Raw genomic sequence first — 14433 nt, 5'->3', positions numbered from 1 at the left:
ATTGGTAAACTATGTTTACGCGTGCAGGATTTGCGGGCGTCGAACATGCGCACGGGCATGTTAATGACGTGCTTAGACCCTAGGAAAGCACCGAGAAACTAGCTCGCTATCTGCAAAAAACGGTCTTCCCGCATGCGTCGTAGCTCGGCCCCCGGCACATCGGCCAGCCCGCTCAATTCCTTGGATATTGCCTTGCCCAGCGCCGTCGCGGCGGCCTGCGGATCGCGATGCGCGCCGCCAACGGGCTCCTTCACAATCCGGTCAATTACGCCCAGCTTCTTGAGATCTTGCGCTGTCACTTTTAGCGCTTCTGCCGCTTCCGACGCCTTCTCCGCGGTGCGCCACAGAATTGATGCGCAGCCTTCTGGCGAAATCACAGAATAAATCGCATGCTCCAGCATCAACACGCGTTCCGCGCTAGCCAAAGCCACCGCGCCGCCCGAGCCGCCCTCACCCACAATCGCCGCGACCATCGGAACGGGAAGGCCGAGACACGCCTCTGTTGCGCGGGCAATCGCTTCTGCCTGACCGCGTTCTTCGGCCTCAATTCCGGGGAATGCGCCCGAGGTATCAACCAGTGTCACCACCGGCAGACCGTGGCGACCCGCAAGCTCCATCAGGCGGATCGCTTTGCGATAGCCCTCCGGCTTACCCATGCCGAAATTATGCTTAAGCCGGCTTTCCGTATCATGGCCCTTCTCATGGCCAATCAGCATGACCCGCTGGCCATTCAGCTTTGCAAAACCGCCCAAGATCGCCTGATCATCACCATAAGCCCGGTCTCCGCCCAGCGGCATAAAGTCTTCAAAAGCATGCGCCACAAAGTCGCGGAAGTGCGGGCGGGCGGGATGCCGGGCAACCTGCGTCTTCTGCCACGGCGTCAGCGCACCATAGGTTTTGGCCAACAAGTCAGCGCTTTTCGCCTCAAGCTTTTCCAGTTCCGCAGCAATATCCACGGTGTCGCCATCAGCTGACGCCCGCAGTTCGGCGATCCGCTCATCCAGCTTGGCCACCGGTTTTTCAAATTCGAGGTATGTGGTCATTGCCGCTCAGCTAGTCCTTCAATCGCGCCTGCGCAAGCGGGTGGCGCGTGTTTACTAGCTCCACAAGGCGCGCGCTGTCGACATGTGTGTAAATCTGCGTCGTCGCAATGTCGGCATGGCCAAGCAGGGTTTGCAAAGCGCGCAGGTCCGCGCCGCCCTCCAGCAAATGGGTCGCAAAGGCATGGCGTAGCACGTGGGGGCTGAGCTTTTGCGGCGGCAAATCAGCTCGCACTGCCAGTTCTTTCAGCATTTGATACAGGCGGATGCGCGTGATGTGCCCCGCGCCAGATTTCACACGTGATGGAAAGAGAAACAGCGAGCCTTGCGGGCGCACGGTGAGCCAATTGGCGAGCGCTTGCTTAGCCCGCGCGCTGACCGGCACCATGCGCGCCTGACCGCCCTTCCCCATCACGGTGAGAAATGGCGCATCGCGCGGCACCGCTGACAATGGCAAAGAAACAAGCTCAGTTGCGCGCAGGCCCGAGCCATAGAGCAGCTCAAGCAAGGTCAACAATCGGAGCGCTGCAGGCCGCTCGCTTTGCGCCTCCGCTTCGGCCTGTTCAAACAATTGCGAGACTTGTTCATGCGATAGGATCTTGGGCAAAGGACGGCGGGGCGCTGGCTTTGGCAAAGCGCCGCTAGGGTCGTCTTCGCGCAGCCCTTCATCCTGCAGGAAGCCGTAAAACTGCCGCAAAGCAGAGGCCTTGCGCGCCAGCGTTGAGGGCGCAAGATCAGACCAGAAAGCACCCAGCTTCTCGAGCTTCGACTTGTCAGCGCGCACAAGGTTGCCGGCCATTTCCTCGGCCTGCTCAAGATCGCGGCGGTATGCGAGCAAAGTGTTCTTAGCAGCGCCTCGCTCGGCGGCGAGCATAGCCAAAAACTCGTCAATCGCGCTCACTGGTTCAAGCGCGCGCGACTGCTTCTGCCGCGATCATCCGCGCCTCTGCATCCAGCCCGACCTCATTCAGCGCGCGAACGATGTGGTAAAGATGCAGAGCGGTCATCTTGTCCCAGCTAGAGCCCTGCATACCAAGTCCGGCGAGCAGGCTGACAAGCGCCGGGTTGTCCGCGCGCGCTGCATCATCAATCGCACGTGTCCAGCGCGAACCACGGGCCAGATCAACGCCAAGCTCCTGCGAATATTCGGAAATCTCCGCCTGGTTTAAGCGTCCCATAGCCGACAGGCCTGCGAACAACATCTTTGATTTGTGCTGGCCGTCGGACTCGTCCTGATCCAGAAAGTCCGCCAACTGCCCATCGGTCACCGCGGTGCCCTGATTAGGCCGCGCCAGCGCCAAAAGGCCCCACGCTTCGCTGCCATCCGGCACTGCATTGCTCCACCGCATGGCGTCGCGGTCCAAACCAGCGGTTAGCATTGATGCAATCAACTCCGCTGCGTCGCTTGCCAATTCCTCGCTCGCGGGCAAACGCGCCGCGGCAAATGCGGTAAGCACATGGCGGCCATAGAGCGTTGCATCATCGCCTTCCCAGACATCGCGGATCGCCTCGACGCGCTGCGCCGGTGCCCCCTGAACATAGGCCGCCCGTAGACGCGACGCGGTGATCGCAGCATTACTATTGCCGCGTCCATTGGCGTAAATCTGGCTATAGAGATCGACCATTGCGCTCGAAGAAAAGACCCCGCGCGCCGCGGCCATCTGCGCCGCCTCCGCCCGCTGCGCTAGCGGCATCATTTGCGCCGATGCCAATGCGATCGAATATGAAGCTGGCGCGTCTTCCAGCAATCCCTCAGGCAAATCCTCGCGCACAGCATTCGCCAGTGCAAATCGCATGGGGGTGATCTCTTCGACATCCTCCCACTCTATATTGACTGCGCGCCGGCCAGCGCCCGCTGCTCCAGCAAATCTTTGTGCCAAAAGGCCGTCAATCGGCTCCACCTGCTCGCGCGATATCAGCCGCTGAAGATCGCGCGCGCCGCGCGTCGCCTCTCCGCCAAATGATGTGCAAATACCCTCCAGAAGCAGCCAATCGCTATCGTCACGCTCGCTATCGGAAAACCGCACAGCAGGGCACGCCCCGACCAGATCAGCAGTGCCGATATAAGACGCAACCGCCGCGCCCAGCAAAGCCTCGTCATAATTACCGGTATCGATATCCTGAACGAGCGCGCGCGCAACACCGTGTTCGCCAAGACGATTAAGCAGGTCAGCGCGCAAGGCGGCAAACTCAACGCCCGTCATGCCCTCAGGCGCAGCCATCCGGCTCGCCAAAGCACGGCGCAGCAAGATATGCCCCCAGCGCGATACAAGCGGCCTTTGTGTTCCTTCAAGCGCAGCTCTCACCAAAGCGGCAGGCTGACGCGCGAGCGATTGTTCAGGCAAGCCGCCCTCGGCTGCATCAATCACGCCGACCATCTCAAGTGAGCGCCGCTGGGCCGGTGAAATGTCATAACTGGGTTTCAGGCCAAGCAGTTCGTCGAGGTCATCCTCGGACATTGCCTCCAGCTCTTCGACTGACGGCAGCTGGCTTAGATCAAGTGATGGATCAGCAGACACTGTTGGGACGCCAGAAAAACCCGGTAGGGGCTGAACAGTGGTTACGCCCGATCCACCTGCGGGCGCGCCCGGTGCGGCAGGAGCAGTGGGCGCGTTCCCTGCTGGATCGCCGGAAGGCGGCAATGGCGAAGCCGTAGGCTCAGGCTCCGGATCATCGAAACCCGGAGGCAGTAAATCGGTCGGCTGGCCCTGGGCCATCACCAGAGAGGAGCCGAGAGCCAAGGCTGCGACGCCGCCCATTAACGCCAAACGCTTCATTCATTCCGCTCCGGAACCGTAATTGTCTGCTCAATCTGGTGGAGCGGTTCCTCCCCACCATCAAACCATGCCATAGTCAGCACGAGGAGAATGACTAGGGTCATTGCCAAAGCCACTTTTCTCAACGTCATTGCTAGCTATTCGCTCTCGTTATGCCCTGCGCGTGTTTGCGCGGGTGCTTGCCTAGCCACTAGCCCATCTATAGGCGCTGCTTCAATGTCTGGAATAGAAGAACTTGATGAAGACCGTCTCGGCGCGCTTGCCCGCAAGCTTGACCGCCCGCTTGTCCTGATCGGATTGATGGGAACGGGCAAGTCGACCATTGGTCGGCGTATTGCGGGGATGCTCGGCCTCGATTTCGTTGATGCCGATGATGAAATTGTCCACGCTTCGCAGCGCTCAATCAGCGAGATTTTCGACGAATTTGGCGAGGATTATTTTCGCGAGGGGGAACGCCGCGTGATCGCGCGACTGATGACAGAGAATAAGGGTGTAATCGCCACCGGCGGCGGCGCATTTGTAAATGATGAAACGCGCGCCCTGATCCTTGAACAAGGCATCGCTATCTGGCTCGATTGCGACATTGATACACTGGTCGAGCGTACCTCGCGCCGCAACACGCGCCCCTTGTTGAAACAGGGCGACCCGCGCGAAATTCTTACCCGGCTGAAAGAAGAGCGTAGCGGCGCTTACTCCAAAGCGCAGGTACATGTTGTGACTGGCGATTTGCCGCATCACGAGACCGCAATGCAAGTTCTGGAGGCGCTCGAGAAATGGCTGTAATTCCTGTCGGGCTGGCTGGCCGCAGCTATGATGTGCATGTCGCCAAGGGTTTGCTTGGTCAGATGGCTGAGCTCGCCGGGCCGTTTTTGCGCAAGACCCGCGTCGCGATTGTCGCCGACGCCAATGCCAAGGCCCATTGGGGCGAGACGGTCGCTGCCTCGCTTGAAGCAGCCGGCAAAGAGCCACGTTGGTATGAGGTCGCGCCGGGTGAAACATCCAAAAGCTGGGAAAGCCTCGCGCGGCTCACGGACTGGCTGCTCGCCGAAGGTGTCGAACGCGGCGATCATGTAATCGCTCTGGGCGGCGGCGTTGTTGGCGACCTTACCGGGTTTGCATGTGCGATCCTAAAGCGCGGCTGCGGCTTCGTGCAGATCCCGACAACATTGCTTGCGCAGGTCGACAGCTCAGTCGGTGGTAAAACCGCAATCAACACCAGCGCGGGGAAGAACCTTATCGGCGCTTTCCATCAGCCTGCGCTTGTTCTGGCTGATCTCGAGACACTGGCTACCTTGCCCCCGCGCGAAGTGGGCGCAGGCTATGCCGAAGTGCTGAAGTACGGCGTACTGGGTGACGCCGCGTTTTTCGATTGGCTGAGCGAACATGGCAAAGCTGTTATGGCGTTGGAAACGGAGCCTCTCGAACACGCGGTTGCAACCAGCGTCGCGGCCAAAGCACGCATTGTCGCCGAGGACGAGCGCGAGCTCAGCGGGACGCGCGCCTTGCTCAATCTGGGTCATACATTTGGCCATGCCCTGGAAGCGGAAACCGGCTTTTCAGAAGCGCTCTTGCACGGCGAGGCAGTTGCCTTGGGCATGGTTCTCGCGGCGCGCTATTCCGCGCGGCGCGGGCATTTGACTGCGGACGATGCAGAACGAATCGCACAGGCAGTCGCAGACGTAGGCCTGCGCGCAGAAATTACTGATCTGGGTTTAGAATGCGACGGCGCGAAACTGGTGGACCACATGCGTCATGACAAGAAAATGGATGCAGGCACGCTGCCGTTCTTGCTGCTGAACGCGATTGGCGATGCGTATTTGGCGAAGGACGTCGCGTTAGATGACGTTGCCGCATTTCTGGATGAGCAACTTGTGAAATACAGGTGACTCATTGGTTCGCATTACACTATACTATCACCTCAATTTTCAAGGCTGTTATCCAAAGGTATTAAATGACAAAATTTGCGCTCGGCCTTGTGGCCTTTTCAACCCTTTTGGCCTCGCCAGCATTGGGAGCGAACGCTGAAGAACTTTCGGTCCCTACACCCGTCGATTTCAGAGATGTCAGGACCAAGACTGATGCAATCATTGAACGTCTAAAAACTGGCGCAATCGAAGAAACGATCACGGATGTAGCAAAAGAAAATCCGCTACTTCTTGAACGTAGGAGCGACTTGCAGTCGCTAATCAACCAATTCGAAAGTGTGACACAAACATATGGCGCTATCGAAGACTGTTCACCATGGGAGCAAAGCTACAAATCACGTCTGCGTATAACGACAACATATATCTGCCAACATCGCGACAGCCTCATCATGTGGGAGTTTCAAACCGACCGGCTTTCGCGCGGATGGATCGTGTCCAACCTTCGTTTTGACGGAACTTTTTGAAGCCTTATCTCAGCTTGCTTTAACCTCGCGCGTTGGCAGCTTCGCAACATTACCCGCGGCGATTAGCGATTCTTCATGAGATTGCGCAGCTTCCCGAACCATAGCGTCGTGCTCGGCAAACAGCCGTTCGATCTCCGCACGCTTCTCCAGAAGAGTATGTGCGATACCGGGCGCCAGGCTCTCGCCATCGCCTATTTTACCAAGCAAAGCAGCCAGGTCGCTACGAGTAGCCTGTTCGGGGTTCTTAAAGAACTGCCCCTTGCTATCGAAAAATCCAACGCCTTTGCGTGCCATGATACATCTCCTGTTCGCGTTCATATGCGACTCAATGAAGTTGTATTGTCGGCCCGTTCGGTAATTATTACCAGTCAGTTTACCTTAACTGTTGACGAATTGAATAAATCACGCAGGATTTTACAATCGAGCGACATTCGGCAGCCAAACCGTGTCTTATAATTGCACAGAACGGAGTTATCAGGAGCGCAAAACTATCAATATGTTACGCGCATTCAAAATAAATCGTTATTCGAGCTCCATGATAACTGCATCAACGGCCAGGCTTTCACCTTCATCGGCGTTAATCTTGGCGATAGTTCCCTGCTTTTCCGCGCGGAGGATGTTCTCCATTTTCATTGCTTCGACAGTCGCAAGCGGTTGTCCAGGCTGAACCTCTTCCCCCTCGCCCACATGTAGTTTCACAAGCAGTCCGGGCATTGGGCAGATCAGCATTTTTGAGAGATCCGGCGGGATCTTCTCAATCATGTGGCTCGCCAAATGCGCAATACGGGTTTGCAGAACCCGCAGGTCATGCGTCGCACCCCGCGTGGTGATCGCATAACCTGAGCGCGTCGGCGCAAGCTGAACAGTCATCGCTTCGCCCGGCTCTTCCTCTGTGCCCCCCAGATCGACATCAACCATCACCTCGCCAGGCGTGTAGATCATATCGAGCATTACGGGGTCACCATCTACGGTCACCGCGTCCTCTTCGAGCACAACCTGATAGTCCTGCCCGTCCAGCGTTATGGTCCAGTCACCGGGCGGGTAAAGATCGCCGCTCAGCTGCCCGTCAATCCGGCGCGCCCGGTCGGCATCGGCGGTTGCAATCACCCCAGCAATTGCCACAAGCCCACTTTTCAGATTGTCAGATGCAGGCGCACCGGTGAAGCCATCAGGATATTCCTCAGCAATAAAGCCCGTGGTCAGCTCGCCCGAGCGGAAGCGGTCATGCTGCATAATCGCGCTGAGAAAATCGACATTGTGTCCCAGCCCCTTAATCCGAAAAGCATCAAGCGCTTCGATCTGCATGTCAGCGGCCTTTTCCCGCGTCTGGCCCCAAGTGATTAGCTTGGCGATCATCGGATCGTAAAACATGGACACTTCGCCGCCCTCATAGACGCCGTCATCCACGCGAACGCCGTCCACGCCGCGTCGGCCGTTCGCACTACCGTCGTCGCTCCAGCCTTCTAGCGGCGGCTGATACTCTATCAATCGCCCGGTTGATGGCAGGAACCCGCGATAAGGATCCTCGGCATAGACACGGTTCTCAATTGCCCATCCGTCAATGCAGATATCTTCCTGTGTCATTTCCAGTTTTTCGCCAGCCGCCACACGGATCATCTGCTCGACGAGATCGACGCCCGTGATCGCTTCCGTCACGGGATGCTCCACCTGAAGCCGCGTGTTCATTTCGAGGAAGTAGAAGCTCTCGCCGGTCTTATCCGCTCCGCTGACAATAAGCTCCACAGTACCTGCTGAGTGATAATCCACCGCCGCTGACAGAGCGACGCATTGCTCGCCCATTGCCTTGCGCATTTTGGGAGTAACGAATGGCGATGGCGCTTCCTCCACGACCTTTTGGTGTCGCCGCTGAATGCTGCATTCGCGCTCATTCAGATAGAGGATATTGCCATGCTTATCGCCGAGGATCTGAATCTCGATATGGCGCGGATCAAGGATGAACTTCTCAATGAAAACGCGGTCATCGCCAAACGAATTTAGCCCTTCGCGCTTGGTTGCCTCAAAGCCTTCCTCAACATCTTTGTCCGAATAGGCGAGCCGCATGCCCTTGCCCCCGCCGCCAGCAGAGGCCTTCATCATCACCGGATAGCCGATGTCATTCGATATCTCGATTGCGTGCGCCGTGTCGCGGATTTCGCCGACGAAGCCGGGCACCACATTGACGCCAGCCTTTTTGGCGAGCTTCTTGGACTCGATCTTGTCGCCCATGGCCGCAATCGCGCCAGCAGGCGGCCCGATAAAGGCAATGCCTTCCGCCTCCAACTGCTCAACAAAGCTGGCGCGTTCGGAGAGAAAACCATAGCCAGGATGCACCGCCTCAGCCCCGGTTTCCTTACACGCCGCAATGATCTTGTCTGCAATCAGATAGCTTTCCGCAGCGGGCGGCGGACCAATATGCACTGCCTCATCGGCCATGCGAACAAACGGCGCTCGCGCATCGGCATCGGAGTAAACCGCGACCGTAGCGATCCCCATCCGGCGCGCAGTCTTAATAACACGGCAGGCAATTTCGCCGCGATTAGCAATCAGTATCTTTTTGAACATGCTAGTCTGCATCCCCTTTGTGCTGTTTCGCATAGCCGATTAATGCGTCCGCGTAAGCCCCCGCGCCGCGTCGTTCACCCTCGCCTTCGACAAGGTTTCGCACAGCGGATGAAAGTGCCACAATGTTGGGCGGGCTGAGCTTGCCGAGCGGGTCGACATAAATGCCGATGGTGAAAAGGATTGCGCCTGTTTCTGGCAACCGTCTTAGCGTCTGGCGTTCTGAACGGACGAAAAGGGTATCGCCAACATTATCCGGCGAAACATGAGCAAAGTCGTCTTCTGGGTTTGCTCCCGCGATCCAACGCATTGCTCCGGTGGGCGCGATAAACCAATTGCAGCGGCCATAAATCTGGCCCGGCTGGAGCTTCGCCATGAAATGATCGACACCGCTCGCCAGCAGCTCTTCATAGCCAGCAATCGGCGCATGCAGCGCGCGCAAAGGCAGCCCCATTTTATCCGCTGGACGCCAATCGCTCGGCCAGGCGACTGCCGCTCCGATCAGGCGATACACATCCTCATCCACCGTGCGGGTAAGCAAGCACATATCCTCATGTGCGGCGAGCGCAGCATCCGGCAGTGCGCCCTCCACGCCGAGCATAGTTGCGAGTTCGCGCCCCGGCGCGTCCGCCCCTTGCGTCAGTTGGATACCTTGGGGGAAATCATCAAAGCCCGCTGTCCGCGCCGCTAAATCAGGGTCAGGCTGTAGCCATTCCTGCTCGCCTAGCTTGACCAGCCCCATCTTTAGCTGCCCGCCGCCACGCGCCTTGGGCAGCAACGCATCGACTGAAAAGCCGAGAGGCACGTTACTCCGCAGGCTCGCTCGCTCTGCACGCGCGCTCATTGATCCTCAAAGGCTCCTCTTGCTTGAGCGCAGTTAAACCCAGTTTTGCGAACAACGCTCCATCGCTATCGTCGCCTGCATTGGGCGCGGTGAGCAATTTGTCGCCGGTGAAGATCGAATTCGCGCCCGCAAGGAAACACAGCGCCTGCGTCGCCTCAGACATAGATTCGCGGCCAGCAGACAGACGCACCATGCTCATTGGCATAGTGATCCGCGCCACGGCAACGGTGCGCACAAACTCAATGTCGTCGATCTTCGCTAGCGGCGTGTCGGCCAGCATATCGCCCAGCACAGTGCCCTTAACCGGCACCAACGCATTGACCGGCACGCTTTCCGGATGCGCTTCCAAAGTCGCCAGAGCATGCACAAAACCAACCCGGTCTTCCCGCGTTTCGCCCATGCCGACAATGCCGCCAGAGCACACATTAATGCCCGCACCGCGCACGTGATCGAGCGTCTCAATCCGCTCATCAAAGCCGCGCGTGCTGATCACCCGCTCGTAATATTCCGGGCTGCTGTCGATATTGTGATTGTAATAGTCGAGCCCCGCTTCGGCCAGCATATCGGCCTGTTTCGGGGTGAGCATGCCCAGCGTCATGCAGGTCTCCAGTCCCATCTCGCGCACGCCTTCGACGATCTTGATGATTGCGGGCATGTCGCGATCTTTCGGGTTGCGCCACGCCGCGCCCATGCAGAACCGCTGGCTGCCAGCGTCCTTGGCCTGCGCCGCACGTTGGAGCACTTCCTGCACATCCATCAGCTTGGTCGCCTTAACCCCGCTGTCTGCATGCACAGATTGGCTGCAATAGCCGCAATCCTCCGGGCAACCGCCGGTCTTGATCGACAGCAAAGTGCACAGCTGAACCTGCTCTGGCGGATGGTTTTCGCGGTGGGTGCTCGCGGCCTGAAACAACAGCTCGGTAAAGGGCAGGTCGAACAGCGCCGCAATCTCTTCGCGGGTCCAGTCGGTGCGAATGTCGGTCACGCCTCAGTATTCTCCAGTGCTTGCGCCAAATCGGCCTTGATGTCGTCAATATGCTCAATCCCGACCGATACACGGATCACGTCTGGCCCCGCGCCTGCGTCGATCAATTCTTGCCCCTCAAGCTGGCTATGCGTGGTGGAGGCCGGGTGAATGACTAGCGAACGTGTGTCACCAATATTCGCCAGATGGCTGAACAGTTTGACGCCGCTGACCAGCTTGACCCCGGCGTCATATCCGCCCTTGAGACCAAAGGTGAACACCGCGCCGCCATGCCCGCCGAGATATTTCTGCGCATGGGGGTGGTAAGGATTATCGGGCAGGCCGGCATAGCTGACCCACTCCACTTGCGGATGCTCAGTCAGCCACTCAGCGAGCGCCTTTGCGTTGGAGCAGTGCCGCTCCATGCGCAGCTGCAGCGTCTCCATTCCGGTCAGCGCGAGGAAGGCGTTCATTGGTGCCATAGCTGGCCCCAAATCGCGCAGACCCAGCACGCGGCAGGCGATGATAAACGCAATCGGGCCAATCGGTTCCAGCGCATCGGTAAGCACCGCGCCGTGATACGAGCCATTGGGCTGGGTCAGCGAGGGGTATTTGCCTCCCTGCGCCTTCCAATCAAACTTGCCGCTATCGACGATCACTCCGCCAATCGCATTGCCATGTCCGTTGAGGAATTTGGTGGTCGAATGCACCACAATGTCCGCGCCGTGCTCAAACGGGCGGCACAGCGCCGGGGTGGCCATGGTGTTGTCGACCATCAGCGGCACACCCCCCGCATGCGCGATGTTCGCGATGGCTTCAATATCGCTCACCACACCGCCGGGATTGGCAAGACTTTCGATGAAGACAACGCGCGTCTTGTCATCCATCGCCGCGCGGATATTTTCCGGATCATCGGCATCAACAAAGCGGGTTTCCCAGCCGAATTTCTTGAACGCTTCGCCCAGTTGGTTAAGCGATCCGCCATAAAGCTTTTTCGCCGCGACGATGTTGCACCCCGGCTCCATCAGCGTGTGAAACGCGATCAGCTGCGCCGCGTGCCCTGATGCCACTCCCAATGCGCCGACGCCCCCTTCAAGCGCGGTGATCTTCTTCTCCAGCGCGTCATTGGTCGGGTTCATTATCCGCGAGTAGATGTTCCCAAACTCGCTCAGGTTGAACAGGTTCGCCGCATGCTCTGGGCTGTCAAAAACATAACTCGCAGTCTGATAAATCGGGGTGATCCGCGCATTGGTGGTCGGATCAGGTTCGCAGCCTGCGTGAACTGCGAGGGTTTCGGGACGGGTTTCAGGAGGTAAGTCGGTCATTCTTCGATCTCTTCTGGATTGGGTGCTTCAGTCGATCTGAGCTAGTTCAGTCACGATCGCACCGATATCAGTAAGGTAATTCTGCTCAATCGCCTCTCTGTCCTTGGCAAACAACGCCACGGTTCTAGGTAAGTTCAGCGTCTGTGCCACCCTGGCAGCCTGGTTCAGACAATCTTCGCAAAGCTCTTCAAGGTTGGCGAGATCGCCAGCATTGCGCATGCAGTAATCGACGTACCAGAGGTGAAGAACCATCCGTTCATAGGGAGTTAGCGCTTCTGATCCTGCCTCTGACTGCTTCGTGAGAACGTCGTGTCCTCGATCAACAATCCAATCCTCGGCCTCAATCTCGGTCACTCCGCTGCCTCATCTAAATCCTCGCCCGCAGGCGGCATATTGTGGCCCAGCAGCGTCAGCATATCCGCGCCGCATTCCACCACATTGGAGCCGGGGCCATAAATGCCCGCAACGCCTTTATCGCGCAGGAAGTCATAATCCTGTGGCGGGATAACGCCGCCCGCCGTCACCTTGATGTCGGCCCGTCCAGCCTCTTTCAGCAAGCCGATCAGTTCCGGGATCAGCGTCTTATGCCCCGCCGCGAGCGATGAGCAACCGATGATGTCCACGCCATTCTCCAGCGCCATATCGCGCGCCTCTTGCGGGGTTTGGAACAGCGGTCCGGAGACGACCTCAAACCCCATATCGGCAAAGGCGCTCGCGATAACATTCGCGCCGCGATCGTGGCCATCTTGCCCCATTTTCGCGACCATAATCTTGGGCTTGCGACCAAAGCGGCGCTCAACCGCTGCAACACCGTCGGTCACCTGCGCCCAGCGCTGGTCAAATTCATAGGCGGTTTTGTAGACCCCCGTGACCGGCTTTGGCGTCGCATCATGGCGGCCAAACACCTCTTCCATCGCGGAGGAAATCTCGCCCAAAGTCGCGTCATGCCGCGCAGCTTCCACCGCCAGCGCGAGCACATTGCCATCGCCCGCAGCGCCCTCAGTCAAAGCCTTGAGTGCGGTCTGACATGCGGCCTCATCGCGGCCCTTACGGACCTCGGCAAGACGCGCGATCTGACCGGTACGCACCGCGTGATTGTCGACTTCAAGGGTTTCGATCTGCTCTTCTTCGGCGAGGCGATATTTGTTCACCCCGACGATCACCGTCTCGCCCTTATCAATGCCGGTCTGTTTCTCCGCCGCCGCACGCTCAATCGCGGCCTTTGGCTTGCCGGTCGCGACGTAAGCGGTCATTCCGCCCGCCGCCTCTACATCGGCCATAATCGCTTCCGATTCCTCGACCAATTTTGCGGTCAGCGCCTCTATGTAATAGCTACCGCCTAGCGGATCGACGACATCGGTTATGCCGCTTTCCTCTTGCAGCACCAGCTGCGTATTCCGCGCAATCCGCGCGCTGAAATCGGTCGGCAAGGCGATCGCTTCATCAAGCGCATTGGTGTGCAAGCTTTGCGTGCCGCCCAGCGTTGCGGCCATCGCCTCCACCGTCGTGCGGATCACATTGTTGTAAGGGTCCTGCTCTTGCAGCGACACGCCAGACGTCTGGCAATGCGTGCGCAGCATTTTGGAGCGTTCGGATTTCGCGCCAAGTCCATCCATGACCCTGTACCAAAGCGTGCGCGCCGCCCGCAGTTTGGCGATCTCCATGAAGAAGTTCATGCCAATACCGAAGAAGAACGACAGCCGTCCGGCAAAGGCATCAATATCGAGGCCCGTCGCCATCGCGCGGGTGGCATATTCCTTGCCATCGGCGATGGTGAAAGCGAGCTCTTGCACTGCAGTCGCGCCAGCCTCATGCATGTGATAGCCGCTGATAGAAATGCTGTTGAATTTCGGCATGTTGGCAGAGGTATATGCAATGATATCTGAGACGATCCGCATGCTCGGCTCAGGCGGATAGATATAGGTATTGCGGACCATGAACTCTTTGAGAATATCGTTCTGAATGGTCCCGGAAAGCTGCTCCGCCGACACACCCTGACGCTCGCCCGCGACGATGTAAAACGCCATCACCGGGATCACCGCGCCGTTCATCGTCATGCTGACCGACATGGTGTCGAGCGGGATTTGGTCGAACAGAATTTCCATATCTGCGACGGTATCAATCGCAACGCCTGCCTTGCCGACATCGCCAACCACGCGCGGGTGATCGCTGTCATAACCGCGGTGCGTGGCGAGATCGAAAGCGACCGACAGCCCCTTCTGCCCAGCCGCTAAATTGCGGCGGTAAAAAGCGTTGGATTCCTCAGCCGTGGAAAAGCCCGCATATTGCCGGATCGTCCAAGGGCGCCCAGCATACATGCTGGCCTTCACCCCGCGTGTGAATGGGGCAAAGCCGGGAAGACCAGGATCGAGATCGGCGGTGTCTTCGCCCGTGTAGAGCGGTTTGATCGTAAAGCCTTCAGGCATGGCACGCGTCAGATCACGCCCACGTGATTCCTTATTCGCAAGCGCTTCCCAGTCGGATACAGTCGGTTTTTCACTCATGGCGCGGCTCTTAACACACTTGCCGTGCGGG

General features: G+C 58.3%; 14 protein-coding genes. 3 read left to right on the top strand and 11 right to left on the bottom strand.

Annotated elements, in window-relative coordinates:
* Window positions 1–98 precede the first annotated feature (98 nt).
* From ACFCXQ_RS09520 to ACFCXQ_RS09505, 4 genes are read right to left on the bottom strand one after another with little or no spacing between them, the layout of a single operon-like run.
* Window positions 99–1043: an acetyl-CoA carboxylase carboxyltransferase subunit alpha gene (locus ACFCXQ_RS09520; protein WP_379550025.1), complete on the bottom strand. Its 945-nt coding sequence runs from the start codon at window positions 1041–1043 to the stop codon at window positions 99–101.
* Window positions 1044–1053: 10 nt separating this feature from the next.
* A complete protein-coding gene (locus ACFCXQ_RS09515; protein WP_379550023.1) occupies window positions 1054–1941 on the bottom strand; it encodes a tyrosine recombinase in 888 nt (295 codons plus the stop codon).
* A gap of 4 nt (window positions 1942–1945) precedes the next feature.
* Window positions 1946–3817, bottom strand: a complete 1872-nt coding sequence (locus ACFCXQ_RS09510) for a hypothetical protein (protein ID WP_379550021.1) — start codon at window positions 3815–3817, stop codon at window positions 1946–1948.
* Window positions 3814–3948, bottom strand: a complete 135-nt coding sequence (locus ACFCXQ_RS09505) for a hypothetical protein (protein ID WP_379550019.1) — start codon at window positions 3946–3948, stop codon at window positions 3814–3816. Before ACFCXQ_RS09505 ends, ACFCXQ_RS09510 begins: the two co-directional genes overlap by 4 nt.
* A gap of 85 nt (window positions 3949–4033) precedes the next feature.
* Here ACFCXQ_RS09505 and ACFCXQ_RS09500 point away from each other — a divergent pair, with 85 nt between their 5' ends.
* The 3 genes from ACFCXQ_RS09500 to ACFCXQ_RS09490 all read left to right on the top strand — a co-directional run bounded on the left by ACFCXQ_RS09500 (window position 4034) and on the right by ACFCXQ_RS09490 (window position 6206).
* Complete coding sequence (locus ACFCXQ_RS09500) at window positions 4034–4600, top strand: shikimate kinase (RefSeq protein ID WP_379550017.1); 567 nt, start codon at window positions 4034–4036, stop codon at window positions 4598–4600.
* Entirely contained in the window at window positions 4591–5703 is a 1113-nt protein-coding gene (aroB, locus tag ACFCXQ_RS09495; protein WP_379550015.1) for a 3-dehydroquinate synthase, read from the top strand. The genes ACFCXQ_RS09500 and aroB overlap by 10 nt, the downstream gene beginning before the upstream one ends.
* 65 nt (window positions 5704–5768) lie before the next feature.
* Window positions 5769–6206 (top strand): hypothetical protein, encoded by a 438-nt coding sequence (locus ACFCXQ_RS09490; protein WP_379550013.1) that lies wholly within the window; start codon window positions 5769–5771, stop codon window positions 6204–6206.
* Window positions 6207–6215: 9 nt separating this feature from the next.
* On the opposite strand, the gene ACFCXQ_RS09485 is transcribed toward ACFCXQ_RS09490, so the two are convergent.
* The 7 genes from ACFCXQ_RS09485 to scpA all read right to left on the bottom strand — a co-directional run bounded on the left by ACFCXQ_RS09485 (window position 6216) and on the right by scpA (window position 14402).
* Window positions 6216–6500, bottom strand: a complete 285-nt coding sequence (locus ACFCXQ_RS09485) for a hypothetical protein (protein WP_379550012.1) — start codon at window positions 6498–6500, stop codon at window positions 6216–6218.
* A gap of 228 nt (window positions 6501–6728) precedes the next feature.
* The gene (locus ACFCXQ_RS09480) at window positions 6729–8768 is read right to left on the bottom strand and encodes a biotin carboxylase N-terminal domain-containing protein (RefSeq protein WP_379550010.1); all 2040 of its coding nucleotides are present in this window, start codon (window positions 8766–8768) and stop codon (window positions 6729–6731) included.
* Between the two features lies 1 nt (window position 8769).
* Window positions 8770–9609 carry a heme-dependent oxidative N-demethylase family protein gene (locus ACFCXQ_RS09475; RefSeq protein ID WP_379550008.1) on the bottom strand — a complete coding sequence of 280 codons (840 nt, stop codon included), beginning with the start codon at window positions 9607–9609 and terminating at the stop codon, window positions 8770–8772.
* Entirely contained in the window at window positions 9572–10594 is a 1023-nt protein-coding gene (gene bioB / locus ACFCXQ_RS09470) for a biotin synthase BioB (RefSeq protein WP_379550006.1), read from the bottom strand. The genes ACFCXQ_RS09475 and bioB overlap by 38 nt, the downstream gene beginning before the upstream one ends.
* Window positions 10591–11898, bottom strand: coding sequence for an O-acetylhomoserine aminocarboxypropyltransferase (locus ACFCXQ_RS09465; protein ID WP_379550005.1), 1308 nt, complete (start codon window positions 11896–11898; stop codon window positions 10591–10593). Before ACFCXQ_RS09465 ends, bioB begins: the two co-directional genes overlap by 4 nt.
* A 27-nt stretch (window positions 11899–11925) precedes the next feature.
* Complete coding sequence (locus ACFCXQ_RS09460; protein WP_379550003.1) at window positions 11926–12252, bottom strand: hypothetical protein; 327 nt, start codon at window positions 12250–12252, stop codon at window positions 11926–11928.
* Entirely contained in the window at window positions 12249–14402 is a 2154-nt protein-coding gene (scpA, locus tag ACFCXQ_RS09455; RefSeq protein ID WP_379550001.1) for a methylmalonyl-CoA mutase, read from the bottom strand. Before scpA ends, ACFCXQ_RS09460 begins: the two co-directional genes overlap by 4 nt.
* Window positions 14403–14433: the final 31 nt, after the last annotated feature.

This window comes from Qipengyuania rhodophyticola, assembly GCF_042493225.1.
In the GTDB taxonomy this organism is placed as follows: Bacteria; Pseudomonadota; Alphaproteobacteria; order Sphingomonadales; family Sphingomonadaceae; genus Erythrobacter.
Note: the sequence above shows the minus strand (reverse complement) of the source record. Positions and strands in the feature narration are given on the sequence as shown.

Bases quoted from the DNA above. Each gene is read 5' to 3' on its own strand.
- ACFCXQ_RS09520 (WP_379550025.1), bottom strand. From the start codon at position 1,043: ATGACCACATACCTCGAATTTGAAAAACCGGTGGCCAAGCTGGATGAG.
- ACFCXQ_RS09510 (WP_379550021.1), bottom strand. From the start codon at position 3,817: ATGAAGCGTTTGGCGTTAATGGGCGGCGTCGCAGCCTTGGCTCTCGGC.
- ACFCXQ_RS09505 (WP_379550019.1), bottom strand. From the start codon at position 3,948: ATGACGTTGAGAAAAGTGGCTTTGGCAATGACCCTAGTCATTCTCCTC.
- ACFCXQ_RS09500 (WP_379550017.1), top strand. From the start codon at position 4,034: ATGTCTGGAATAGAAGAACTTGATGAAGACCGTCTCGGCGCGCTTGCC.
- aroB (WP_379550015.1), top strand. From the start codon at position 4,591: ATGGCTGTAATTCCTGTCGGGCTGGCTGGCCGCAGCTATGATGTGCAT.
- ACFCXQ_RS09490 (WP_379550013.1), top strand. From the start codon at position 5,769: ATGACAAAATTTGCGCTCGGCCTTGTGGCCTTTTCAACCCTTTTGGCC.
- ACFCXQ_RS09485 (WP_379550012.1), bottom strand. From the start codon at position 6,500: ATGGCACGCAAAGGCGTTGGATTTTTCGATAGCAAGGGGCAGTTCTTT.
- ACFCXQ_RS09480 (WP_379550010.1), bottom strand. From the start codon at position 8,768: ATGTTCAAAAAGATACTGATTGCTAATCGCGGCGAAATTGCCTGCCGT.
- ACFCXQ_RS09475 (WP_379550008.1), bottom strand. From the start codon at position 9,609: ATGAGCGCGCGTGCAGAGCGAGCGAGCCTGCGGAGTAACGTGCCTCTC.
- ACFCXQ_RS09465 (WP_379550005.1), bottom strand. From the start codon at position 11,898: ATGACCGACTTACCTCCTGAAACCCGTCCCGAAACCCTCGCAGTTCAC.
- scpA (WP_379550001.1), bottom strand. From the start codon at position 14,402: ATGAGTGAAAAACCGACTGTATCCGACTGGGAAGCGCTTGCGAATAAG.